18 protein-coding genes are annotated in these 22,489 nt (G+C 41.3%); 5 read left to right on the top strand and 13 right to left on the bottom strand.

Annotated features, from left to right (window positions below; genetic code table 11):
• Positions 1–52: 52 nt before the first annotated feature.
• Positions 53–4,057 carry a hybrid sensor histidine kinase/response regulator gene (locus AC5JL8_RS01250; protein WP_495877957.1) on the top strand — a complete coding sequence of 1,335 codons (4,005 nt, stop codon included), beginning with the start codon at positions 53–55 and terminating at the stop codon, positions 4,055–4,057.
• Positions 4,058–4,256: 199 nt separating this feature from the next.
• Here AC5JL8_RS01250 and AC5JL8_RS01245 read toward each other — a convergent pair whose 3' ends face one another.
• Both AC5JL8_RS01245 and holA read right to left on the bottom strand, forming a co-directional pair.
• Positions 4,257–4,736, bottom strand: a complete 480-nt coding sequence (locus tag AC5JL8_RS01245) for a DUF4168 domain-containing protein (RefSeq protein ID WP_495877956.1) — start codon at positions 4,734–4,736, stop codon at positions 4,257–4,259.
• Between the two features lie 108 nt (positions 4,737–4,844).
• Complete coding sequence (holA, locus tag AC5JL8_RS01240; RefSeq protein WP_495877955.1) at positions 4,845–5,834, bottom strand: DNA polymerase III subunit delta; 990 nt, start codon at positions 5,832–5,834, stop codon at positions 4,845–4,847.
• 89 nt (positions 5,835–5,923) lie between these two features.
• On the opposite strand from holA, the gene AC5JL8_RS01235 reads away from it, so the two are divergent.
• Positions 5,924–6,721, top strand: a complete 798-nt coding sequence (locus AC5JL8_RS01235) for a DUF1868 domain-containing protein (RefSeq protein ID WP_495877954.1) — start codon at positions 5,924–5,926, stop codon at positions 6,719–6,721.
• Between the two features lie 166 nt (positions 6,722–6,887).
• Here the strand turns inward: AC5JL8_RS01235 and AC5JL8_RS01230 are convergent, their stop codons facing one another.
• Both AC5JL8_RS01230 and AC5JL8_RS01225 read right to left on the bottom strand, forming a co-directional pair.
• Positions 6,888–7,667: an RDD family protein gene (locus tag AC5JL8_RS01230; protein WP_495877953.1), complete on the bottom strand. Its 780-nt coding sequence runs from the start codon at positions 7,665–7,667 to the stop codon at positions 6,888–6,890.
• An 18-nt stretch (positions 7,668–7,685) separates the two neighbouring features.
• Complete coding sequence (locus AC5JL8_RS01225; protein WP_495877952.1) at positions 7,686–8,537, bottom strand: DUF975 domain-containing protein; 852 nt, start codon at positions 8,535–8,537, stop codon at positions 7,686–7,688.
• Between the two features lie 80 nt (positions 8,538–8,617).
• On the opposite strand from AC5JL8_RS01225, the gene AC5JL8_RS01220 reads away from it, so the two are divergent.
• Positions 8,618–9,589, top strand: a complete 972-nt coding sequence (locus AC5JL8_RS01220; RefSeq protein ID WP_495877951.1) for a stage II sporulation protein M — start codon at positions 8,618–8,620, stop codon at positions 9,587–9,589.
• Positions 9,590–10,201: 612 nt separating this feature from the next.
• Complete coding sequence (locus AC5JL8_RS01215; RefSeq protein WP_495877950.1) at positions 10,202–11,035, top strand: DUF4114 domain-containing protein; 834 nt, start codon at positions 10,202–10,204, stop codon at positions 11,033–11,035.
• Between the two features lie 4 nt (positions 11,036–11,039).
• Here AC5JL8_RS01215 and AC5JL8_RS01210 read toward each other — a convergent pair whose 3' ends face one another.
• The 9 genes from AC5JL8_RS01210 to AC5JL8_RS01170 form a co-directional block, all read right to left on the bottom strand.
• Positions 11,040–12,365: a DUF58 domain-containing protein gene (locus AC5JL8_RS01210; protein ID WP_495877949.1), complete on the bottom strand. Its 1,326-nt coding sequence runs from the start codon at positions 12,363–12,365 to the stop codon at positions 11,040–11,042.
• 49 nt (positions 12,366–12,414) lie between these two features.
• On the bottom strand, positions 12,415–12,969 hold the full coding sequence (locus AC5JL8_RS01205; RefSeq protein WP_495877948.1) for a CPBP family glutamic-type intramembrane protease: 555 nt from the start codon (positions 12,967–12,969) through the stop codon (positions 12,415–12,417).
• The gene (locus tag AC5JL8_RS01200; protein WP_495877947.1) at positions 12,950–13,627 is read right to left on the bottom strand and encodes a hypothetical protein; all 678 of its coding nucleotides are present in this window, start codon (positions 13,625–13,627) and stop codon (positions 12,950–12,952) included. Before AC5JL8_RS01200 ends, AC5JL8_RS01205 begins: the two co-directional genes overlap by 20 nt.
• Before the next feature lie 36 nt (positions 13,628–13,663).
• On the bottom strand, positions 13,664–14,614 hold the full coding sequence (locus tag AC5JL8_RS01195; protein ID WP_495877946.1) for an AAA family ATPase: 951 nt from the start codon (positions 14,612–14,614) through the stop codon (positions 13,664–13,666).
• A 57-nt stretch (positions 14,615–14,671) separates the two neighbouring features.
• Complete coding sequence (locus AC5JL8_RS01190) at positions 14,672–15,763, bottom strand: DUF4350 domain-containing protein (protein ID WP_495877945.1); 1,092 nt, start codon at positions 15,761–15,763, stop codon at positions 14,672–14,674.
• Between the two features lie 113 nt (positions 15,764–15,876).
• Complete coding sequence (locus AC5JL8_RS01185) at positions 15,877–17,058, bottom strand: MFS transporter (protein WP_495877944.1); 1,182 nt, start codon at positions 17,056–17,058, stop codon at positions 15,877–15,879.
• 94 nt (positions 17,059–17,152) lie between these two features.
• The gene (gene modB / locus AC5JL8_RS01180; protein ID WP_495877943.1) at positions 17,153–18,976 is read right to left on the bottom strand and encodes a molybdate ABC transporter permease subunit; all 1,824 of its coding nucleotides are present in this window, start codon (positions 18,974–18,976) and stop codon (positions 17,153–17,155) included.
• A gap of 543 nt (positions 18,977–19,519) precedes the next feature.
• Positions 19,520–20,086: a phycobiliprotein lyase gene (locus AC5JL8_RS01175; protein WP_495877942.1), complete on the bottom strand. Its 567-nt coding sequence runs from the start codon at positions 20,084–20,086 to the stop codon at positions 19,520–19,522.
• 79 nt (positions 20,087–20,165) lie between these two features.
• Positions 20,166–20,840 carry a HEAT repeat domain-containing protein gene (locus tag AC5JL8_RS01170; protein ID WP_495877941.1) on the bottom strand — a complete coding sequence of 225 codons (675 nt, stop codon included), beginning with the start codon at positions 20,838–20,840 and terminating at the stop codon, positions 20,166–20,168.
• A 491-nt stretch (positions 20,841–21,331) separates the two neighbouring features.
• On the opposite strand from AC5JL8_RS01170, the gene AC5JL8_RS01165 reads away from it, so the two are divergent.
• The gene (locus AC5JL8_RS01165; protein ID WP_495877940.1) at positions 21,332–22,465 is read left to right on the top strand and encodes a saccharopine dehydrogenase family protein; all 1,134 of its coding nucleotides are present in this window, start codon (positions 21,332–21,334) and stop codon (positions 22,463–22,465) included.
• Positions 22,466–22,489 lie beyond the last annotated feature (24 nt).

The following is a 22,489-nucleotide window of genomic DNA, read 5'->3' as shown; positions in this document are numbered from 1 at the left end:
AAAGAGATATTGAACTTTAACAAGCTCGTTTAGATGGGGTTAAAAAACCTCAATGTTAAAAGTCAACTGCTTGCGGCTGCAAGTTCAACAGTCGATCGCCTCACTTTCATTGATAGTACAAGCTACTAGTGCGTTCACCGGAGGTGTTGGCGGAGCCATCGCCATTTTGGTTGGTGGTTTGGTACTAATTGGCTGGAGTTTAGACATTGAATTTCTCAAAAATGGCTTTGATACCAGCGTAGTAACAATGAAGGCAAATACAGCCTTGTGTTTCTTGTTGTCTGGTGTATCGCTACTGTTAATTGAGAGAGGAAGAAAAAGAAAAGACGAAGCTAAAACTTACCTGAACAGCGCTTTTTACCTATGGTTGTCCAGGATGTGTGCAGTAGGTGTGAGCATAATTGGTTCGCTCACACTTGGTCAATATCTGTTTGGTTGGAACTTGGGTATTGACGAGCTTTTATTCCGTGACTCGCCAAATGCAGTATTAACATCCCATCCAGGGCGCATGGGGTTGAATACTGCACTGAGTTTTATGCTTGTTGGTAGATCCCTAGAGCTTGCGGGACATCAAAAAACCAAAAGGAGCTATTGGTATGCCCAAATTCTCACTTTAATAGCTGCTTTAATTTCCCTACAAGCTCTGATTGGCTATGCCTACCAAAGCAAAGTTTTTTACGGCATCCAACCTTATACAACATCAATGGCCTTACACACGGCACTGACTTTCACTGTGTTATCTATTGGTATTGTATGCACGCATCCACACAAAGGATTGATGCAGGTAGTCATGAGTAATAACTATGGAGGTTTGCTTGCTCGTCGTTTGTTGCTTGCAGCAATTCTTGTGCCTTTTACCTTGGGTTGGCTAATTGTTCAAGGTCAAAGAGCCGGAAAATATGACACAGCATTTGCAATATCACTGTTCGCGATCGCCGTAATTTTGATATTTGCCATTTTAATATGGCACAGTGCCGCACATATCGATCACCTCAGCCATCAACGCGATAGTATCCAAGATGCACTGAAAGCCTACGAAGAAAAACTGAGAAGTTTTGTAGATGCTAACGTCATCGGTATTCTATTTGGTGATGTTGATGGAGGCATCCAAGAAGCAAACGAAGAATTTTTGAGGATGATTGGCTACACACGTGAAGATTTATTAGCAGGCAGAATATCTTGGAAGAATGTCACACCACCAGAGTATTTATACTTGGACGAGCAAGGCATCAATGAAGCAAAGGCAAATACTAACGGTGCTTGTACACCTTATGAAAAAGAATATATTCGCAAAGATGGTAGCCGCATCTTAGTTTTAGTTGGTTACGTACTGCTAGGAGAAAAACGGGAAGAGTCTGTAGCGTTTATTCTCGACTTGAGTGAACGCAAGCAAGCAAAGCAACAAATTCTACAACTCAACAAAGATTTACAGCGCCGCATCAGCGAGTTACAAACTTTGCTAGATGTGATCCCAATTGGCATCGGCATTGCTGAAGATCCAGAATGCCAAACTATCAGGGTAAACCCCCATTTTGCCAAACAATTAGGGATATCGCCAGATATGAATGCTTCCCTAACTACCTCCATTGAGGAAAGACCGAAATTTAAACTCTACCGTAAAGGTAGGGAACTTGCAGGAAATGAATTACCCATGCAGTACTCTGCTGCTAACGGTGTTGAAGTTTTAGATTTTGAAGTTGATGTTGTCCAAGAAAATGGCAAAATGGTCAAACTGCTGGAATACGTTACACCCCTGTTTGATGAAGAAGGCAAGACTAGAGGATGCATCGGTGCATTTTTAGATATAACAGAGCGCAAGCAAGCCGAGGAAATCCTGCTAAATCAGCAAAAATGGCTGGAAGAAGTGTTAAATTTAATGCCCAGACCGCTGCTTTTTATCGAACCAGAAACAGCGCGGGTGACTTTTGCCAATCGATCTGCTAATGAATTGGCCGGAGGCGAGTTTCCTAAAGGTATAACCGCTGAAGAATATCATCAGTTTTACTATTACACTGACCTCAATGGCGATCGCATCCCAAACGAGCAAATGCCAGGGGTGCGGGTGGCGCGTGGAGAACGTCTGGATGGGTTGGAGGTAGACTGGCACACCAGCCAAGGTATTCGCTCTTTATTAATATTTGCTGATACCATGCCAGCAATGCACGGCTATCCAGCGACCTGTATCTTGGTGTTTCAAGAAGTTACCAATCTCAAGCAGGTGGAAAAAGCTTTGTCATTGGGTTATAAAAGACTCCAGCTTTTATTTGACACTGCCAGTGAACTACTATCGAGCCAGCATCCTGTAGCATTAATCGCCAGTTTATACGGAAAACTTTCAGAGCAGATTGGTTTAGATGTTTATTTGAATTATTTGGTTGAGCCAAACTCTCAACTAATGCATCTAGATTCATCCACAGGCATTCCAGAAGAATTAGCAACAGAAATTGAATATTTAGAGATTGGTGAAGCAGTCTGCGGTACTGTAGCTCAGACGCGTTGTGCCATTGCGGTCGAAAATGTACAGCAATCAACTGACCCAAAAACAGAATTGATTCGCTCTCTAGGGATTACGGCTTATTATTGTTACCCCTTAATAGCGCAGGGACAGCTTTTGGGTACTCTTTCTTTTGGCTCTCGCACTCGCACTCGCTTCACCGATAATCAAAAAGGAATGATGCAGGCAGTTTGTGACCAAATAGCGATCGCTATGGAACGTGCCAAGTTAATTGCTTCTTTACAGCAGCAAACTGAGCAGCTACAAGAAGCAAACCGCATGAAAGATGAGTTCTTAGCGATATTGTCTCATGAGTTGCGATCGCCCCTCAACGCCATCCTTGGTTGGGCACAGTTGCTCCGTTCCCGCAATCTCAGCGAAACTCAGACTCATAAGGGACTAGAAACAATCGAGCGCAATGCTAAAGCGCAAACTCAGTTAATTGAAGATTTGCTGGATATCTCGCGCATGATTAGAGGCAAATTACGTCTTAATGTTCGGACTTGCAATGTGATTCCAATTATTGAATCAGCCCTTGAGACTGTCAGTTTAGCAGCCCAAGTCAAGGAAATCGATGTGAAATTTTCCTATCCTGGGTGGGAGTCACCAACAGCAAATTTAGCATTGGGAATAAATAGCGGAAATCCCGAATCTACAGTAGTTACAACTAGTCTTTTTGATGTTCCACACCATAGCAACCTCAACGATGCTAAAGAGCTAAATTCAGAATTTCTAGTTTCTGGGGATGCAGAACGCTTGCAACAGATCATTTGGAATCTGCTATCCAATGCCATTAAATTCACACCTCAAGGCGGTAGGGTAGAAATCAGGCTCTCGAAGAACGGCGGTGAGCAGCAAAAGCTCAAGGGTGATATTACTAGTTATGCTCAAATCCAAGTAATTGATACAGGGATTGGTATTAATCCAGAATTCCTTCCTTATGTTTTTGATCGGTTTTGCCAAGCTGATAGTTCTAGTACCAGGGCCCATGGTGGATTGGGACTGGGGTTAGCGATTGTGCGTCATTTAGTAGAACTGCATGGCGGTACTGTTCACGTGGATAGTCAAGGTGAGCAGCAAGGAGCGACGTTTACAGTTAAACTACCACTAATTGTGCCAGATCAGGCAATCGTTTCACAACCACAGAGCCAGGAAGAAGATTCTGCTTCCCTGTACCCTAATCTTAAAGGCGTGCGGGTGCTAGTTGTGGATGACGAAGCTGATAGCCGCGAATTTATCGCCACTGTACTCCACCAGTGCCAAGCCGAAGTGCAAGCAGTCGAATCAGTACAAGAAGCATTGCGGTTAATACTTACGTGGAAACCTAATGTTTTAGTCAGCGATATTGGTATGCCTCAAGAAGATGGTTACTCTTTAATTCGGAAACTGCGATCGCAACCACCAGAGCAAGGGGGAACTATTCCAGCAGCAGCTTTAACAGCCTATGCTAGAGCAGAAGATCGGATGCGCGCTATACAGGAAGGTTACCAGTTACATTTACCTAAACCAATTGAAGCAGCTGAATTAGCTACAGTAGTTGCTAGTCTTGTTAGTCGCACCTGAAAATACATTACAACTAACACTGTAAAGAAGCAGATGAAAAATATTCACGTTTAGCGACAGGCATTTTTAGTCTTTATTTAAGATGGTAATAAATTCAGAGGATGTTCATACTTGCTTTGACAAGTTAACAACTAATGATTCTTCGCTATTGCCTACCCTTGGATATGCCTAGGGTTATTGATTTTTGATTAGGTGATTTCTAGCGAGGGCCAGCAGTCTTTTGTATGTCTATTAATCGATTATAAACCTGCGTTTTTAAGTTATTGTCATTTTGTAGTTCTAGCGTAATCTTGTTGAAACGATCAATACTAAGACCATTATCTTGGACTATTTTTAGAGAACGGGTACAGTAATTCACTGCAATATCTTGAGCCTTTTTTGGCAGAGTACTTATACTTTGAGAGTCATTACAAACAATCTTAGGAATTTCTCTACCACCAATAATTTTTTTAATTTCATCAAAGGCTTGCTGACGTGCTGGCTCCATTGCTAATACAGCTTGAGCGTAGCTATTTATTTCATTATTATTAACTGGTGATGGAGTTTGAGCGTTAGCTTTACTACTTAAAACTAAAGCGCTGGCAACCAAACTAGTAGTGGCGATCGCACTATAAGATAAAGTTTGGGAAAGCAGCCGCTGCCAGCTAATTCGGAAAAAGAAATCAGAAAAATTTTTCATATGATGGGTGACACAGAACTACAGTAGGGATATGATATTGGCTTTGAATTATTTTAGGAGTGAGAAGTTCCAGAAAACTTCCAATCCATCAAACTTTTATATTTATTTTTAGCTTTCTTTAGAAAGTTGGCACAGTTCAATGACTTTAGTCTGAAATATTGACATATCAGAATATCCTTGCTTGAGATTCACTTCTAACTCTAGTAGTAAAGGCAAGGTAGAGATGAGCTGCTGTACAGAAAGAGATTTGACTTCTTGCTGTAAAAAGTAAATACGTTTGGGGTTACCTATCTCAGCAGAAGAAGCGATCGCTTGGGGATTGCGCTCACCACTTTCCATCATAATTTTTACCCATAACCAAGTACGAAATTGACCAATCAGTGTAGCAACTATTCGTAAGCCAGGTTCAGAAGCATTCATGAGATCGCTCAAGATTGCTAAAGCTCTAGCTGTGTCTCCGATTCTAATTGCTGCTGCTAATTGTAAACTATTCTGCGTAGTATTTCTTACTAGCTTAGTAACCGTCTCTACATTTAAGGGCTGGTTACTACTACTAGTATAAAGCCGTAATTTTTCTATTTCATTGTAGAGAAGGCGTGTATCGTTACCTACAGATTCCGCTAATAGTTCCGCAGCATTGGCAGTTAGTTTTACACCCGCGATTTCCGCAGCTTGCTGAACAGCTTGCACCAGCAACTCCGTCTTCCAAGGCGGAATCAAAGGAAATTCACGGAACTCAGTGGCGAGCTGCTTCAAAATTTTCGTAGATTTTAAACGTTCGTCAGGCTTGTTACGACTGGTGAGCAATAAATATGAGCTTTCGGGAATTACTGGTAGGGTACGTACAAGTTCTGCTAACACATTCTCTGGGCAGTGCTGACAAAGGGTAGTATTGATCAGCCATACTAACCGTCCACCGGCTCCAAAGCTTGGTGTCATGGCTTCATTTAATCCCTGAATTACCGCATCAGGTTGATCTGGAAGCAAACAAGTGTAGTTAAAACTTGTCCATAGAGGATCGAGGACGCGATCGCGCAACACAGCAACCGCCTTTTCTATGGCAAAATCATCTTCACCCCAGTAAACATAGATTGGCATCGAAAAACCTCAAAAAACCTCAAAACTACTTTGTTAATCAGGGTAACTTTGCCTAAAATCTATCAAGAGAGCGCGCGAGGCCAAGAAGATTGGACGACAACTATCAAACTTACTTGAATCGGGTAGCACGAATGACGCTACCAGAAGCTTACAGATCCCAAGTCCAGCACATTCAGGAATCTGCTAAATTTCAGCCAGATTCCGGATATAGGCAAGCAGTACCATTTCCAGGCTATACGTTAATTACCCCGCCTGCGGTAGAGGCCTCAGAAAACTCTGCTTTCTATGCCCAGTTACAAGATTACCAACAGCAACTGTTAAAGTTGTCTGTGGACAGTGATTTGATTGTGCCTGTACCCTCTACTAGCTTCCATTTGACGTTAGCAGATTTGATCTGGGACAGTGCTTACCGTGATGCTTGCGAGAAAAACCCTGAATTTGAGCAGCAGTTACGTTCTTGCTTGGCTGAAATTTTTCAAGAATATCAACAATCTATCGCTAGTGAGAGCCAACCCATTTATTGGCAAGTGCTGGGACTGATTGTTATGCCAAGAGCTGTAGGCGTTTGTCTAGTACCTCAAGATGAACGTTGTTACGAGCAGATCATTAAGTTTCGTCGAACCATTTATCAAAATCCTCAGTTAATTGCCTTGGGCATCGAACAACACTATCATTTCACTGCCCATATCACACTAGGCTATTTTGGGGAGATTTCCTCTGATTTAGACCGTACAAACTTCGGTACGATGCTATCTCAGTTGAATCAACAATGGCTTTTAAACTCACCAAAATTTTTGATAGATCGTGTTGAACTACGAAAATTCGACGATATGACACACTATTATCGTCAATCAGACTGGCCAAGTTTAGTCATTAGTCATTTTTGAGTGTTGAGTGCTGAGTAATGAAGTGTTGAGTGCTGAGTATTTAGTAAAAAATTACCTAGTACTCAGCACTTTCTCAAGTCAAACCCCTATGTATTTCGTACATAACGAATTGATCAAAATATTCACCCTTTTGCCTTCTGCCTTCTACTTACTTCAGCTTGAAAACTTAAAATTCTTTATGTTGATACGCAAGGTAAATAGCTTCTAAAAACACATCAGACGCAACATCTGCGGGAATTTGTTCTAAGTTAATAATAATTTGAACCTGCTGAGATAACTTGAGGGAAAGCAAAGCTCTTGCCTTAGATGACATTGCACTACGTCGTTGTAAATATTCCCGAATTACAGCAAAGTCATCTGGTAATAATTTTGATAAATCAGAAGTTTGGATTAGCTGCTCATGAAATAACTTTGCTTGTTCTGATATCGTAAAAGTCGCTGATGCTGTGGAGATTTGGTCTTGGATGACAATCGTACCAGCTGCTAAATCACCTAAGCGTTTTTCATGGCGACTCAACATAATTAAAAAAGCCCCAATATACAAAAACTCATCAATGGGACGCAGTAAGCCACGTAAAGTTGCTTGTTGTAACCCAAGGGGTCTACCATCATCTCGAACAACACGAATTTTAGCAAATCGTTTACCAGGGGTTTGCCCTTGCCATAAAGTTTCAAAAAATACAAAATAACCCGTGTAAATAGCAAAAGTAACAATAAAAGCGATCGCCAGCAACCACAAACCTAGAGCAGTGCCAAAAATCCTTGACCAAAAAGCTGTTAGCTGTATTGCCACAGTTCCCCAGATAAGGAAAAATCCCACCAAAATTACAGCCAAAATATGATAATCAATAAGCAAAGCCCAGGCGCGATTACCAATTCCAGCGAGGGTGAATTCGAGTTCTACACTTTCTGGCGTGCGAAATGTAACACGATTAAAAAGATGCATATTAGTCAAATTTAGCGTTTAAATGTCGCGATCGCGTAACTTCAAGCCCAAGCCTTCACGACGACTCCGCAAGTCATAGTAAATAACAGCTTTGACTGTTTGCCAAAATGGTAAAACAACTGCCCCACTAGCAAAACTTACAGCTAGGATTAACACGAACGCCAGCAGACTAAAAACGCCATTGCCCTGTTGTGTTAAGGGCGCAAAAATTAACTGAATAATAGTGGTGATAATTTGAAGCCCAATTTGTACAGGTATTGTAATTAAAAAAGCTACAAATCCGATCAAAAGAATTCGCCAGACGTAACCCTGAGTTAACTCCCAGCTACGACTAATAGTTGAGGTTCCATCAACATTATCTTCAATTGCAAGCGGCACATCTACTAAATAAAATCTTGTTAACAACCAGCAAATTGCCACAAGTGCAGCAACGCCTACTACAAAAGCTACTAAAAAAACCAGGATAGAAGCAGCTGCACTCGCTTGACCTATCCCTCCAACCAACGCCGCGGCTAAAACGCCCAACAGCACGAATACAAAACCAACACCGAAAATAATTCCCATACTGGCAATCAACATTAACACCGTTGTTAATAAAAACTGCCACAATCGAGAATTGACAAAACCTTCTCCAGCAGCAATACTTTCGGGTTGCTCAACCAAATCGCCAAAAGCCAAGCGAGAAATTAATGCTGAAAGGGCAGAAAACTTCGCCCAGCCATAAATTGGAACAAGTATCCACACATAAGCCTTAAGAGCAAGTAAAAAATACTCTTTCAGATGAGAACGATACAACCGCATTCCTGCACTCACAACATTTCCCACACTTAGGGGTTGCATGGGACTGGAAGAACCAATATTGCCAGACATGAGGACAAATTTTCCTAGATAGTACAGAGATGAATTTGAGGCTATCTTAAAGTACGTTAAACCAAATATTCTTAAAATTTATGAATATTCAACGTTGGATTGCAAGACGAGAACCAAATTGGCAGCGTTTGGATTACCTTTTAAGACAAGTAGAAACAAAAGGGCTAAAGTCACTGCGGGCACTTGAAATCTGTGAATTAGCGAGTTTATATCGTTCCGTGGCGGCAGATTTGGCACGCGCCCGTACTCAAAAAGTCGGTAATACTTTAATACAAAGTTTACAATCATTAACCACTCGCGCTTATACGCAGATTTATCAAGGTTCACGTCGCCAAGAATGGCAAGCTGCGATGGAATTCTACAGATGGGGGTTCCCATCTGTAGTGCAGCAAACATTTCCATACATCGCTACTGCTACCGCCTTGTTTCTACTGGGGGCGGTAGTTGCTTGGTGGTATGCTTGGCAAGACCCAACCTTTATGTCGTTACTAGTACCTGAAAGCTTAATTTCCCAAGTGCGAGATGAGCGCAAATTATGGATGGGGTCGATTGTGGGGATTGAACCCATAGCATCCAGCAATATTATGATCAATAACTTGTCAGTTTCCTTTGGGGCTGTGGCTGGTGGGATGACAGCCGGAATATACACAGCCTTTTTGATGGTATTTAATGGCTTATTAATTGGTGCTATTGGTACTTTAGTTGGTCAAAATCAACTTGCTTATCCCTTTTGGGCATTTGTATTTCCTCATGGTTCCCTAGAATTACCCGCCATCTTTTTAGCTGGGGGTGCGGGATTATTACTAGCAAAAGCAATTTTATTTCCTGGTATATATCGTCGTCGTGATGCACTGAAATTTTACGGTTCGCAAGCGGTGCAGTTAGTATTTGGAATTGTACCTCTGTTGATGATCGCTGGCGCTATCGAAGGCTTTTTATCTCCTAATCCCAACGTGCCTAATCCTTTAAAATATCTCGCTGGGCTGGGATTATTTGTGCTTCTGGTAAAGTACTGTAGCCGCAAGCGGCTTTATGCAAATTCTCAAAAATAAAGCAACAGATAATGATTGTCGTTTCGCTCAAATGTAAAATTAAAAATTTTAAAATAATTAAATACTTTTAACTTTTACATTTTGGAATTGCATGATTTTTGAATGTAGAACTTATTTAATATAAAATATGAGCAGTCCAGAGCATTCCATAATGCAACTTATACCAAGTTGCGTTCTGTTGTAGTAATCTTTCGTTAGGGGAGGTTGCTTCGCTCCACTTTGTTTCGCTCGCAATGACAGTTGCTACTTTTGATTGCAACTTGGTATTAGCTTATTTAAATAGATAGAATTACTTAAACCTAAAAGCCCTTGTAAATACTGATGCATAGTGGCGGTAATAAATATCCGGTTGAAAAAGGTTGATAAATTTCTGTAATAAGCTTTTTCTCTTCTATAGGGAGTTGGTTTTATAAAAAAACCGTACTCTAAAAAACAATATTTTGTTGTTTAGGTAGTAATACTACTTAGATTTAAGGGAAAATACTACTTAATAAATGGAATTGCAAATTATTAATAAAGTTTTGATAATATAGTGGACAAATTCATAAAATTTTAAATATTAATTAATTAGCACTGTAAACACTTTATGTCTTCATAAAGTCATAGCTAATTATGAGAAATCAACTGTTTATTTCTTTACTTGCTGCTACTTTGGGAACTAGCATTTTCTGTGCAAATGCTCCTGCTAGAGCGTATGAGATAAAAAGCAGAGACCAGGCTCCTGATGAATTCAAAAGTATTCTTCAAGACTTTAGAGCTTTCGTCGGTGAAGAAGCTCATACTTTATCACCTGAAACTATTAATGCTAAAAAGGTAGATCTTTCTCAGTTGCAACTTAAATTTGCTCATGAAGTAAAAGTCTTCTTTATTGGCGAAACGGCTGGAGGTTACCGCAACCGCTTAGATTTCAAAGCTGTTGAAGGTTCTACAGTGACAACAGGCAAAATCTTTGGCGATACTTCTTGTAACGCTGGAGATGCAAAATTTGCTAATTTTAGTAAATTTTGCTCTAATCCTAATAAACCGTTAGCAAATAAAGTTGCACCCAACAGACCTTTGAACGTGGGTGACTGGGTGAATTTAGGCTCGATGAGCGCTGGTACAAAATTGGACTTTTTGCTGCACTCAAATGATATAAACGGAGGCATCTACGGAACAGATGTCAACGGGAACAAGGCAAAGGGTATCTGGAGTTTGAATACAGCTTTGAACCCAGATGGTATGCAGCACGCCATATCCTATCTCTATAAGGACTACTTAATACTCGGTTTTGAAGACTGGTGGGGAGGTGGCGACAAAGATTATAACGATACAGTTTTCGCCATTGATATTGGTAAAGAAAACGCTAGTGTTGTTAAGCCTGTACCAGAACCTTCCGCAACTATGGCACTATTTGCTATTGTTGGACTTGGCTTTTTAACAACTCGTCGTCGTCGTGCTGCTTAGGTTGTTAAAGTTGATTCCGCGCCTTAAGTTGCAAATATCGTTCAACCAACTGATCTGTGATTTGATTGGCTGGTGCATCAAGTACTAACACACCTTTTTGTTTCAACTGGGCAAAGGCAACTTGTCGCTGTGCTAATAAATCTAAAGCAACTGCACGGACATAACCATCTGTAACATTTTCAGTGAAGGTGTGTGCTAGATGATCCACTTTAGGATCTCGAAGAGTAACACAAAATGGTAGATATCGGGGTGCTAGGCGGGAAAGGGCAGCGAGGAGTTCAGTAGAAGCAGTGATATCAACTAAGTCAGTAATTAATACTACCAATGCCCGACGAGTTTGTCGCTGCACAATGTTGGTGACTGCGCCTAAATAGTCAGATTCCAGCAAAACTGGTTGTATCGGAGTCAGGCGCTCAATTAGCTGACTCAGATAATTTTGACCACGTTCAGGAGGAATCCACGTATGCATTTGGCGGTCAAATACACCTACACCTACGCGATCGCCTCGTTGTAAACCCGCTAAAGCTAAAGACAAAGTAGCATTCAAACCCCAGTCAAATCGCTGTAAACCCTGCACTTTTGCTGTCATCAATCGCCCGCGATCTAGCAAAATTAGCAGAGTTTGCTCCTGTTCTGGTTCTAAAACCCTTACCAATGGCGTTGTATTACCATAGGGCCCTACACGACGGGCCGTAGCTTTCCAGTCAATTAACCGCAAATCGTCACCGTTGCGATAGTTACGCAGTTCGGCAAACTCCGTACCAATACCAAGTTGGCGAAATTGACGGATTGATCCAGATGATTGCAGTGTGAGACGAATTGAAAGCGATCGCAACCCGACTAAATCTGGATAAACTTTTACCCGTAGCTTTTGCGGAATTTTCCAATCATCCCAAGCTAATCCCCACATTCCCAGTTGTCGTACTTGAATATTTCCCCAAGCAAACTCTCCCCGTTGTGTTGGCTGGACGGTATATGTTAATTCTTGGGTGCTGTTTTTTGCAATATTAGTGCTGAGTGTGGGTACAGAAACATCAAATCCTGTTGGGTAGTAGTCGGGGATTTGAATTACAGCATCAGCATTACCCGATTTTACTGTTAGCACAACCGAGTTATCTCGACCGATAGATAATCGTGATGGAAATTCGCGGGTAACTTGAACGCGATCGCGTCGTACCCTAACACCATCTACAACCATTAATCCTAAGACTACGACATCAAATAATAGTGTGAGGGCGATGCTGAGAGAAATGCCGAAAAAGATGGCTAAGATCGGGGCGATCGCAATTCCTAAAACTAATAATAAATAAACTCTATTTCCAGGAACCATTATTTAAATTGAAAAAGATTATTTTTTGATTATAAATATTAAAAACTAATCAAGTGTTCAATCGTTCATACCCACCAAATAATAGTAGCCAACCTGCTACAACTACCCAGTGTATTGCAACTGGAGTCCACAAAGAACCACTTTGTAAATAAGCACTAGTACAAATAATCCCTAAAAATCCTGCTAGTAATAAAAAAAATGGATTCATAAATGTCGGGAATCCAGCAGGGTATGCTGTTAAGGCATTAAGAGGATGGTAAATAATAAAAATTGCTAAACTTATACATCCCCACAACCCTTTTTTAATTGGTGAAACATTTTCTGTTACATGAGGCAATAGTAAAACTCGAAAAAAAATCTCCTCTGTGATTGCAGGTGTAAATAAGCAAATCGCTATGAGCTTGATTATTTCTGCTAAATTTAAATGGACAAAACCAAATTTAAGGAAATTGAAATATAAACCAATGGGTACGGAAATTATTGTAAAACTTAATAATAATATTATTGAAGTCAAGCAAGAACGAGTATTAGGGATTATTGAAATTGCTGCTTTCAGACGATATATTATCTTTAAGTTTAATAAACTATTCAGTTGGTGTCGCATTTGGCTTGGAATTAACTTCAGTATTTGATTCATTTGGACTAACATTTAAATTTGAGCTAGGGCTAACGAGAGGTGATTCTTGACCCGCACGTATGATTACTTTTTCATATTCCCTAACAACCTCTTGAAATTCAGCAGGTTCAGTGACGCTATACTTAAGCCTAATTAGCAAAGCTCGTCCATCGGCTGCTAAACTTTGGTGAAAAGTAGACCAGCGCTCTACTGGAATTACAGCCCGAATAGAAACTAAACTAGCAGCAAGACCTCCCAAAAAAGCTCTAATTTTAATATCATCTATTACAGAAACTATTAAGGTTGTAATTAAAGTACCGAAAAGTATAATTAGATTCCAATACCAATTTAAATTACTGGAAGATTCATATTTACCAATAAGATTTTTACAAATATCACTTTTCAACTGTTCTAAAGTTTCTTTATTTACAGGGTAATTACTCCCTAAAAAAGGTAATGGCGATGGCGATGGTGATAGTGAAGGTGATGGCGCTGGTAATGGTGAAGCAATACATTGGACTACAGCTTGATTTTGAGCAGTTTTTTGTCTCCCAACTAAAAAAACTGCCGAGATAACCAAAATACTCAGAATGCCTCCAGAAAGCAAAACTAAATAACGCCGATTTTGGGATTTTTCTTGATTCATCAGACCCTCATCTATTTATTTACTCATCCTTATTCTTCACCTTGGAACTGGGACTTGATTAATTACAGCCGCAATTACTGCATCAATTTGTAAACCATCTAGCATCGCTTCTGGTTTGAGAATCAGGCGATGACGCAGCAATGGTGATGCAACTGCTTTGACATCATCTGGTGTAACAAAATTCCTTCCTGCTAACCACGCTGCTGCTTGAGATGTCTGCAACCAAGCACCGGTAGCGCGAGGCGATGCACCTAATGCTAAATCCGGGTATTGCCGTGATGTTTTGACCAACGCTAGAAGATAATCAATAATTGCCTCAGTTACCTTAACTTCTTTGACTGCTTGTCGTGCCTCCAAGATTTCGCTTACTGTTGCTATAGGTTTTAAACGATTAATATCTAAGCGCTTGGCTGCAAACCCCGCCTGACGATTGAGTAACATTTGCTTTTCGGCAGCTTGATCGGGATAATCTACTGCTAACTTAAATAAAAACCTGTCTAGCTGCGCCTCTGGTAAAGGATAAGTACCTTCAAATTCCAAGGGATTTTGCGTTGCAATTACCCAAAATAAATCCGGTAAAGGCAAGCTTTCACCATCTAGCGTTACTTGCATCTCTTCCATTGCTTCTAGTAAAGCCGCTTGTGTTTTGGGGGGAGTGCGGTTAATTTCGTCTGCTAGTAGCACCTCAGTGAAAACTGGGCCTTTTCTGAGGGTGAAACTGCGGCTATTGAGGTCAAAAATATTTGTCCCAGTAATATCTGATGGCAAAACATCCGGCGTTAATTGAATCCGGCGAAACTCTGCTTGAATTAACTGCGCCAACACTTTTACTAAAAGTGTTTTACCAGTTCCCGGTACTCCTTCCAAAATTATGTGTCCACCCGCTAAAAGTGCTACTAGTAGTTGCTGTACAAGGCTGGATTGTCCCACAATTACTTGGTTAAGTCCTTGACCGAGGCGAATTAAAACAGAATGGATCTCGCTCATATTTTATTGATAAATTCTTATGCAAAGAAACGTATCGAAAACGTAAAATTCTAGCTATTAATTTTGAATTTTTCTCAGGTTCCGCCATTTCCCCAACCAGCTTAACAGGTCTCGTTCGCTCATAGGTCGTTTTCGGGATTGTAGCTTTAATAATGCAGCTAATTCTGCTGGACTTGCACCTGTTTTTTCTACCCAAGCGTTAATCAAGGCTTGGGGTTCTAGTGGTATTTGCCCTAATCCCAAAGACTTTTGTAGTTGTAGTTGTTCTTCTTTGCCAACCATCTCCACAACAAAATCTGTAGATTCAGCTTTTTGAAGAACTCCCGCTAAAGCTTGGATATATGCCTCACTATTGTCTAAGCCTGGTGTATTTAAAGTGACTGGCTTACCAAAGCGACGATTAAGCGCCCAAATTAGTACTAATAGTAAAATAACTGTCTGCAAGAATGCCGGAAACAAGGGTATGTTAGCAAAATAACTTAATAAGTCGCCTTCGCCTTCTTTTTGCTGTACATCAGCATCTTCGTAGCCATGAAGATATTCATCGACAAAAATTACATTATTTTGTTTACTAACCAAATCTGCTAAATATTTAAAATTACTCAAGTTATCTTGATAAGCATTAGCAGCTAAATAAGGAGTAGTAGAAAAAATTACTTTTCCTTGATCGTGCTTTTCTTCCCAAACGACAGCGCCGAAGCGATCGCCTAACAAAATTTGCTGCTGTTCTGTTTTCTTATAACGTCTTCGGGTTGCAATCTTGACATCACCAAACGGGGAATTCTGCATAGTGCTAAAATCTGCCCCTGTTGCTGGGTAACGCACGCCTAAGGCGATCAAAATATTACCTTTTGCTAACCAAGCGCGTTCTTCAGGATTCAGCAGTGGTGAAGTGAGAGTACTATATACCTGTAACAGAGTTACTGGACTTTTCTCTGCTTTGAGATCACTCCAAGGTCTTTGCCAGCGCTTGATAGTAATTCCTTGCTGTTGCATAAAAGCGTACCAAGCACCATAGCCATCAGCAGCACGGCTATAGGTGGAACCACTATTAATTGTGCTACTAGTGGGAGCCGCTATCAAGCTGAGTAAAATGCAGACCGCCAGTGCGATCGCCCCCAGCCATGCTAGGCGGTTTGAGCGTTTCATGTTGTGTACGAACGATAGTTTTAAGTCTGAATCTTAATCTAGATTTCCTTTGTTTGTATCTGTTATATTCTGCTTTCAAATTAGTGTAAGTTAAAGCTTGCCTGAATCGCTGATTAGGTATTGTCAACTCTGCTGGAATTATTAATTTGCAACTTCACCCAAATCAAGAAAGGAATTGCTAGCACTTGAGTTGTGGCAGAAAAGACCACTAGTGAGGTAATTGAGCGATCGTATAAAATACCCATGAGAGCGCTACCTACAAACCAAGATAAACCATAGCCAGTGCTAAAAATGCCATAAGCTGTAGCGCGTTTTGCCTTCGCTACCATTCCGGCGATCGCGGCTTTTAAAATCGATTCTTGTGCTCCCATGCCTATACCCCAAAATGCAATTCCTAACAGAGCTAGACGGGTATCACCAAAAAATACCAACGGCGCAAATAAGGATGACAATAAGGCTGCACCTATCAGAATAGAAATACCAATGCGGTCAAATAAATATCCAAATATTAACGCTGCTACGGCATCTACTCCCATAGCCATAGCGTAAAACAGGGGAATCATTTGCCCAGAAGCGATTTCGCTTTTGTGGAAATGAAAGGCAATAAGCGGGAAATCAGCGTATCCGGCGGCAATAATTGCTACAGCACCAAGATAAATCCAAAATACCCGTGGCATTCCTTCATCTTGGCTCGTAACAGTTTCGGCTTCAAAATCGCTGGGATTTGGATAAATTCGTTGTAAAACTAATAAAACAATTAATCCCAACACCGCAGGCACAATTAAAATTGTAAAGCCGTTACGATACTCTCCCTGCCAATAAACCATAGCTGCTACAGCCAAAGGGCCCATAACTGCACCTGTTTGATCCATAGCCTCATGCAAACCAAAGCCAAAACCTCTACCAATTTGGCTGACACCGTGAGAAAGTAAAGCATCTCGCGGAGGAGTACGAATCGCTTTACCTGTGCGTTCAGCCATCATCAAACCTGCGGCTGCTTGCCACGTTCCGGTTAAGGCTAAAAGAGGCACAACTGCGGTGTTTAAAATGAAACCTAAAGTTGTGATGCCCCAGTATTTGCGTGTCTGGTCGCTGAGATAACCGATCACTAACCGTAACCCATAGCCAATCAATTCCCCAAAACCAGCCACCAGACCTACTACAGTACCGCTAGCTCCTAAAACTTCTAGGTAAGCCCCGGTAATGCTACGTGCGCCCTCATAAGTTGCATCAGCACAGAGACTCACAAAACCGAGTAAAATAACAAACTTTAAAGCGGCTGTTTTCTGCGGCATACCCGTAAGTCATAATTTGTTGCTTCCACATTGAAGCACGGGGTAGTATCGCAGAATGGTTAATTTTGAACAGCGAAACTACGATTATTTGGTATTACTCCATCAACATCAAGCGTAGAGGATCTAACCGCACATACCAAGGAAAAGGTTGGTCTTTAATCACTGACCATTTTTCTTTGAAGAGTTCAGCTTGTAAGTGATAATCGTGAGGATTATTAGCCACAGAATGTAGTTTTAAAAACAAAGTTATGCGGTGCGGTGTTTCGCTAGTTCTAGCTAACCAGCAAGCAAAGGTATTTTCTTGGTTGGAGTCGCTGGTTAAGATGATGTGATGGGCACGAATGCCAATGTAAGTTAATTCGTTGGGGATTGGTTCCATAATTTGAAGAGTACAACCCCAATCACTTGCTTCTACCTGATACGATGAGACAAGACTAGCAGGAGAAAAGTTTTTGCAACCTGTGATTTTAGCAACACTCATAGTTACAGGATGCTCAAAAATTTCGTATTTAGAATTATGTTGAACTGCTCTACCATCTTCTAAGATCAACAAATTGGGACAAATCCGGTAAGCTTCTTCCATATTATGAGTGACGAACAGAGTCACACCTGGATAATTAGCTAAAGTTTCGGTCATTTGCTGTTCGAGTTGACTCCGCAGATGAGTATCGAGTGCGGAAAACGGCTCATCTAATAGTAATGTTTCTGGTTGACTAGCCAAAGCTCGTGCTAAAGCTACCCGTTGTTGCTGACCTCCAGAGAGTTGGTGTGGATAGCGATCGCCTAATCCCTGCAACTGCATAGCTATTAGTTGCTCTTCTACTAGTACCCGAATGCTCCCGGTAGATAACCCTTTGGGTAAGCCAAAAGCAATATTTTGTGCCACGCTCATGTGTGGAAACAGAGCATAGTTCTGAACTAAAAAACCGATACGGCGATCGCGGCTAGGTAAATTAACTCCTTTTTCCGAGTCAAATAGCACTCTGCCATTGAGGATAATCCGGCCTTTTGTCGGTGTTTCTATCCCGGCGATGCACCGCAGAATCATGCTTTTACCCGCTCCAGAACCCCCCAACAATCCTAACGGTTGCTGATCGCTATTAAAGGTAACTTTAAGATGAAAACTCGGTAGATGTTTTTCGATGTCTACGATTAGTCTTGCACAGCTAGTTGTATCTTGCTGAAATTTCAATTTTGAATTTTGAATTTTGAATTTTGAATTTTGTTGTCCCCTTGTCTCCCTATCCGCGCGTCCAACTTTCCTCCTCATTTCTTGCCAGAAGTTGACGGCAATAATTCCAAATAGAGAAATCACCATGATAGCGATCGCCCAAAACCATGCCTCATCCATTGCTCCTGCTTCTACGGCAAAATAAATCGCCATCGGGATTGTCTGCGTTTGTCCAGGAATATTACCAGCCAACATCAAGGTTGCACCAAATTCTCCCAAAGCACGGGCAAAAGCAAGAGTTGTAGCCGCTATAATTCCTGGCAGTGCTAAAGGTAAAGTGATACGCCAAAAAATTGTCTTTTCCGAAGCACCAAGAGTTTTAGCTACCCGCAGCAGATTGCCATCAATCTGTTCAAAAGCTCCCAATGCAGTTTTATACATCAGTGGAAAGGAAACAATTGTAGCTGCGATCGCTGCACCATACCAAGTAAAAACAATGGTGATATCCAATGGTTGCATGAGTTTCCCTACAGGGCCATTTTTACCAAAAAACAGCAGCAATAAAAAGCCGACAACTGTAGGAGGCAAAATTAGGGGAGCTACAAACACACCCTCAATCAACGATTTACCTTTGCCACGATACTCTAACATCCAGTAAGCAGCAGCAATGCCGAGAAAAAACGTGATAAATGTGGCAAGTAATGAAGTTTTAAGTGATATCCAGAGGGGCGATAAATCCTGAGGCATAGATTTTTTGAGCAATTATTTCATAATTTACCAACTTTTACCTGATTAAGTTGGTAAATATTAAATTGCGATCGCATATCACAACCATTACAAAATACTGCTTGTCTAAAATGAGTAGCGATTACTACAATTATTGTGGTTATGTGTAATCAATTTTCGGGCAAATTAGTTCATAAGAAATGCGATCGCGTTATGCCTCTGGCGTTGCATAATGGCGGGATGAATTATCATTTTTGTCAAAAGCTAAAAGTAAATTCTTAGCGCCTTTGCGCAAAACAAAATTCATCCCATTAATCAGCAACGCCGAGAAGCGTAATTAACACCAAGTTGCAATCAAAAGTAGCAACTGTCATTGCGAGCGAAACAAAGTGGAGCGAAGCAATCTCCCCTGACGAAAGATTACTACAACAGAACGCAACTTGGTATAACCACAGATGTACACAGATAAATTTGTACCTAAAGTAAACAAAAATCCCACCCCTTGAGCGAAGCGGAAGAGGCGGGAGTATTAAAGAATAAAACAAACCTGATGAGGTAGCAAAATTAACTGGATGCTGAATTAGCTGCCTCGGACGCTTTTGCATTTGGTGGACTACCACCCATGCGAATCTCGGAAGTGAAGGAAGCCATACTAAAGCCGCCAAAACGTTTCAGGACACTTACTCGCATCCGCAAATTAGGGCTAGCAAACCAGAGGCGTTCCTCAGACCACATAGTTTCATACTCTGTAGTCAGCGTCAATGCACCATCGCCACCCATTTTATAGCGTCCAGCGACTGGAGCTTTTTCGGCATAACCCATTTCGCGTAGTAACTTGCCTTCATCTGGGTTATCAGCATCGGGTACTGAAACTAACACAGTAGATCCCTTGTGTTTTTCTTCGTCCCACTCCATCGTGCCGTTCCAAGTAACTCTAGCACCGCAGGAGGCATCACTAGGGTTAACTTCGTATTGTTGGCACAGTTTGATCACCTCTGGATGATCTGCGGCCAGCGTCTCAATAACGATATCTGACTTACCATCTTCAGATTGCTTGAACGCCAAATGATGACTAGTACGATGGGAAAACCACTTACCAGCGCTCAACTCAAAAAACTCTTTTATATTCATGAATGAAACTACCTGCATCAAAATGCTGAAAATCCCACTTATTATTAAAAGGTAGCAGGAGGAGGTGTTGACCTTAAGTTTAATTGCCGTTTGCTTGGAGCCTCTGGAGAGAAATTCTTGCTGCCTCAGCAACATTAAAATGGCTGTCTCTTGCCAGATAGTTCAAAGCGGATACACTCTTGGGGGTGGGAAGATTGCCTAAAGCTTCTGCAAGACGTTGGCGCACTAACCAATCTTCTGCTTGGGCAAAGCGTAAGATTAAATCTACAGATTCAATGTCTTTGATTTCTCCCAGTGCTGCGATCGCCGCTTGATGTAATATTACTTCCTTACTATCCAATGCCTGGATTAAGACGGCATGGGCACGGGGGTCTTTAATATTACCCAAGGAAACTGCCACACTAAAGCGTACTAGCCAATCAGTATCTTCATAAAATGCTCGTGACAGCACTTCAAAAGCTCTAGCATCACCTAAATAGCCTAACGCTCCAGCCGCATCAGCACGGATGCCATAATCTGGGTCACTTTCCAGAATTTTCACTAAAATTGGATAACATTCTGGTGTTGGTTTAACTCCCAAGGCAAATATCGCCATCGATCGCAGTTGCAGAGATTCGTCATCCAAAACCTTTTTAATTAAAGGTACTGCATCTTCAGCAGGAACATGGCGCAGACTAGCAAGCGCTACCATGCGATCGCGCACATTCGGACTTTCTAACTGAGCAGAGATTTCTTTTAAGCTTGGAACAGCCATTTAATCTACAGCACTTTCTTTACTTATCTTTACTTTATTCTAATAAAAATAGCCCACTCCGTTTTGGGGGCTGGGGGCGCGGAAGGGGAGAAATTATTACTCAGCATTCAGCACTTTCCAACCAAGTGCAGCAAAAAATATATATATAGGACTTACGCACTGAAGTCTGAAACCCTGATCCCCCCTAACCCCCCTTAAAAAGGGGGTTGGGGGATCTGAGTGCGTAAGTTCTGATATATTTGGGTATATGCCTAGATGATGAGCTATATACAGTCTTGAGATAGAGGCAGCGTTAGCGAAAGATAGAGTTACGCAAGTATTCCACAAAATTTTGTAATGATTTTTACTTAAATATGATTTTGACCTTTTTAATTTAATTAAACTTTCCTTCAAATCCTACTACTTGCTTGATGGTTAAGGTCTTACTTGTTACCGATGACAATCAAATCTCTAAATTGGTCAAATAAAGCTAGTTTTGCCCAGCGAGTCTAATGATACACCGCGTTTTAATTCTTGGAGGACGGGGGCGGATTGGTAGCAGTGTTGCTCAGGATATCGCCACCCATACGCAGTCACAAATTACGATTACCGGACGTTCCCCAGTAGCTGAAGGGGACGCAGACGCGAAGTGGCTAACCGATAATCAACACTGGAATGCGGGTACACAAGTGCAGTTTTTGGTATTGGACTTGGCGGAAGTTGGTAAACTGCGGGAGGCGATCGCCAGATCCGATTTAGTCATCCACTGTGCTGGCCCCTTTCACTACCGAGACACCAATGTTTTGCAAACTTGCATTGAACAAGGCGTTAACTATTTAGATGTCAGCGACCACCGTTCTTATACGAGTAAAGCCTTAAATTATAATGAACAAGCTGCCGCTGCTGGCGTAACTGCAATTATTAATACTGGGATTTTTCCCGGCATTTCTAACAGCATGGTACGCCAAGGTGTTGAGCAATTCGAGCAGCCAGAAAAAATCCATCTCAGTTATTTAGTGTCTGGTTCTGGTGGTGCGGGTATTACAGTAATGCGGACAACTTTTCTAGGGTTGCAACATCCTTTTGAGGCTTGGATCAATGGTAATTGGCAGTTAGTTAAACCTTACAGCCAAAGGGAAGTTATTAACTTTCCAGCCCCCTATGGACGAAGTGGAGTTTATTGGTTTGATATGCCTGAAACCTTCACGATGCCCCATTATTTCCCATCAGTCAAAACTGTAATTACCAAGTTTGGTTCTATTCCCGATTTTTACAATCACCTTACCTGGGTTGCAGCCCATATCTTTCCTAAATGGTTAATGCAGCGTCGTAGTATGATTGAATTTTTGTCTTACGTCAGTCATTTTATGACGGATGTCACTAATCCTTTTAGTGGGATTGGAGTAGCAGTGCGTGCAGAAGTTACAGGTCAAAAAGATGGTGAAAAAGCTGTTTATTGCTCAAATTTAGTGTATGAAAATACAGCATTAGCTTCTGGTTGTGGCACAGGTAGCATTGCCCAATTATTACTAGAAGGTAAACTCAAGAAACCAGGTGTATCACCTGTAGAAGAAGCACTACCAACCGATTTATTTATCCAAGCGATGGATAGCCGAGGAATTAAGATTGATCATCATTGGTTGTAGAATTTACAGGCAGATAATAGCAGA

It is taken from the genome of Mojavia sp. (assembly GCF_059505145.1).
Note: the sequence above shows the minus strand (reverse complement) of the source record. Positions and strands in the feature narration are given on the sequence as shown.

Excerpts from the sequence above, each read along its gene's own strand:
- AC5JL8_RS01200 (WP_495877947.1), bottom strand. The coding sequence starts at position 13,627 with ATGAATCAAGAAAAATCCCAAAATCGGCGTTATTTAGTTTTGCTTTCT.
- AC5JL8_RS01245 (WP_495877956.1), bottom strand. The coding sequence starts at position 4,736 with ATGAAAAATTTTTCTGATTTCTTTTTCCGAATTAGCTGGCAGCGGCTG.
- AC5JL8_RS01250 (WP_495877957.1), top strand. The coding sequence starts at position 53 with ATGTTAAAAGTCAACTGCTTGCGGCTGCAAGTTCAACAGTCGATCGCC.
- AC5JL8_RS01175 (WP_495877942.1), bottom strand. The coding sequence starts at position 20,086 with ATGAATATAAAAGAGTTTTTTGAGTTGAGCGCTGGTAAGTGGTTTTCC.
- AC5JL8_RS01170 (WP_495877941.1), bottom strand. The coding sequence starts at position 20,840 with ATGGCTGTTCCAAGCTTAAAAGAAATCTCTGCTCAGTTAGAAAGTCCG.
- AC5JL8_RS01215 (WP_495877950.1), top strand. The coding sequence starts at position 10,202 with ATGAGAAATCAACTGTTTATTTCTTTACTTGCTGCTACTTTGGGAACT.
- AC5JL8_RS01185 (WP_495877944.1), bottom strand. The coding sequence starts at position 17,058 with ATGCCGCAGAAAACAGCCGCTTTAAAGTTTGTTATTTTACTCGGTTTT.
- AC5JL8_RS01220 (WP_495877951.1), top strand. The coding sequence starts at position 8,618 with ATGAATATTCAACGTTGGATTGCAAGACGAGAACCAAATTGGCAGCGT.
- AC5JL8_RS01165 (WP_495877940.1), top strand. The coding sequence starts at position 21,332 with ATGATACACCGCGTTTTAATTCTTGGAGGACGGGGGCGGATTGGTAGC.
- modB (WP_495877943.1), bottom strand. The coding sequence starts at position 18,976 with ATGCCTCAGGATTTATCGCCCCTCTGGATATCACTTAAAACTTCATTA.
- holA (WP_495877955.1), bottom strand. The coding sequence starts at position 5,834 with ATGCCAATCTATGTTTACTGGGGTGAAGATGATTTTGCCATAGAAAAG.
- AC5JL8_RS01230 (WP_495877953.1), bottom strand. The coding sequence starts at position 7,667 with ATGCATCTTTTTAATCGTGTTACATTTCGCACGCCAGAAAGTGTAGAA.
- AC5JL8_RS01190 (WP_495877945.1), bottom strand. The coding sequence starts at position 15,763 with ATGAAACGCTCAAACCGCCTAGCATGGCTGGGGGCGATCGCACTGGCG.
- AC5JL8_RS01225 (WP_495877952.1), bottom strand. The coding sequence starts at position 8,537 with ATGTCTGGCAATATTGGTTCTTCCAGTCCCATGCAACCCCTAAGTGTG.
- AC5JL8_RS01210 (WP_495877949.1), bottom strand. The coding sequence starts at position 12,365 with ATGGTTCCTGGAAATAGAGTTTATTTATTATTAGTTTTAGGAATTGCG.
- AC5JL8_RS01205 (WP_495877948.1), bottom strand. The coding sequence starts at position 12,969 with ATGCGACACCAACTGAATAGTTTATTAAACTTAAAGATAATATATCGT.
- AC5JL8_RS01195 (WP_495877946.1), bottom strand. The coding sequence starts at position 14,614 with ATGAGCGAGATCCATTCTGTTTTAATTCGCCTCGGTCAAGGACTTAAC.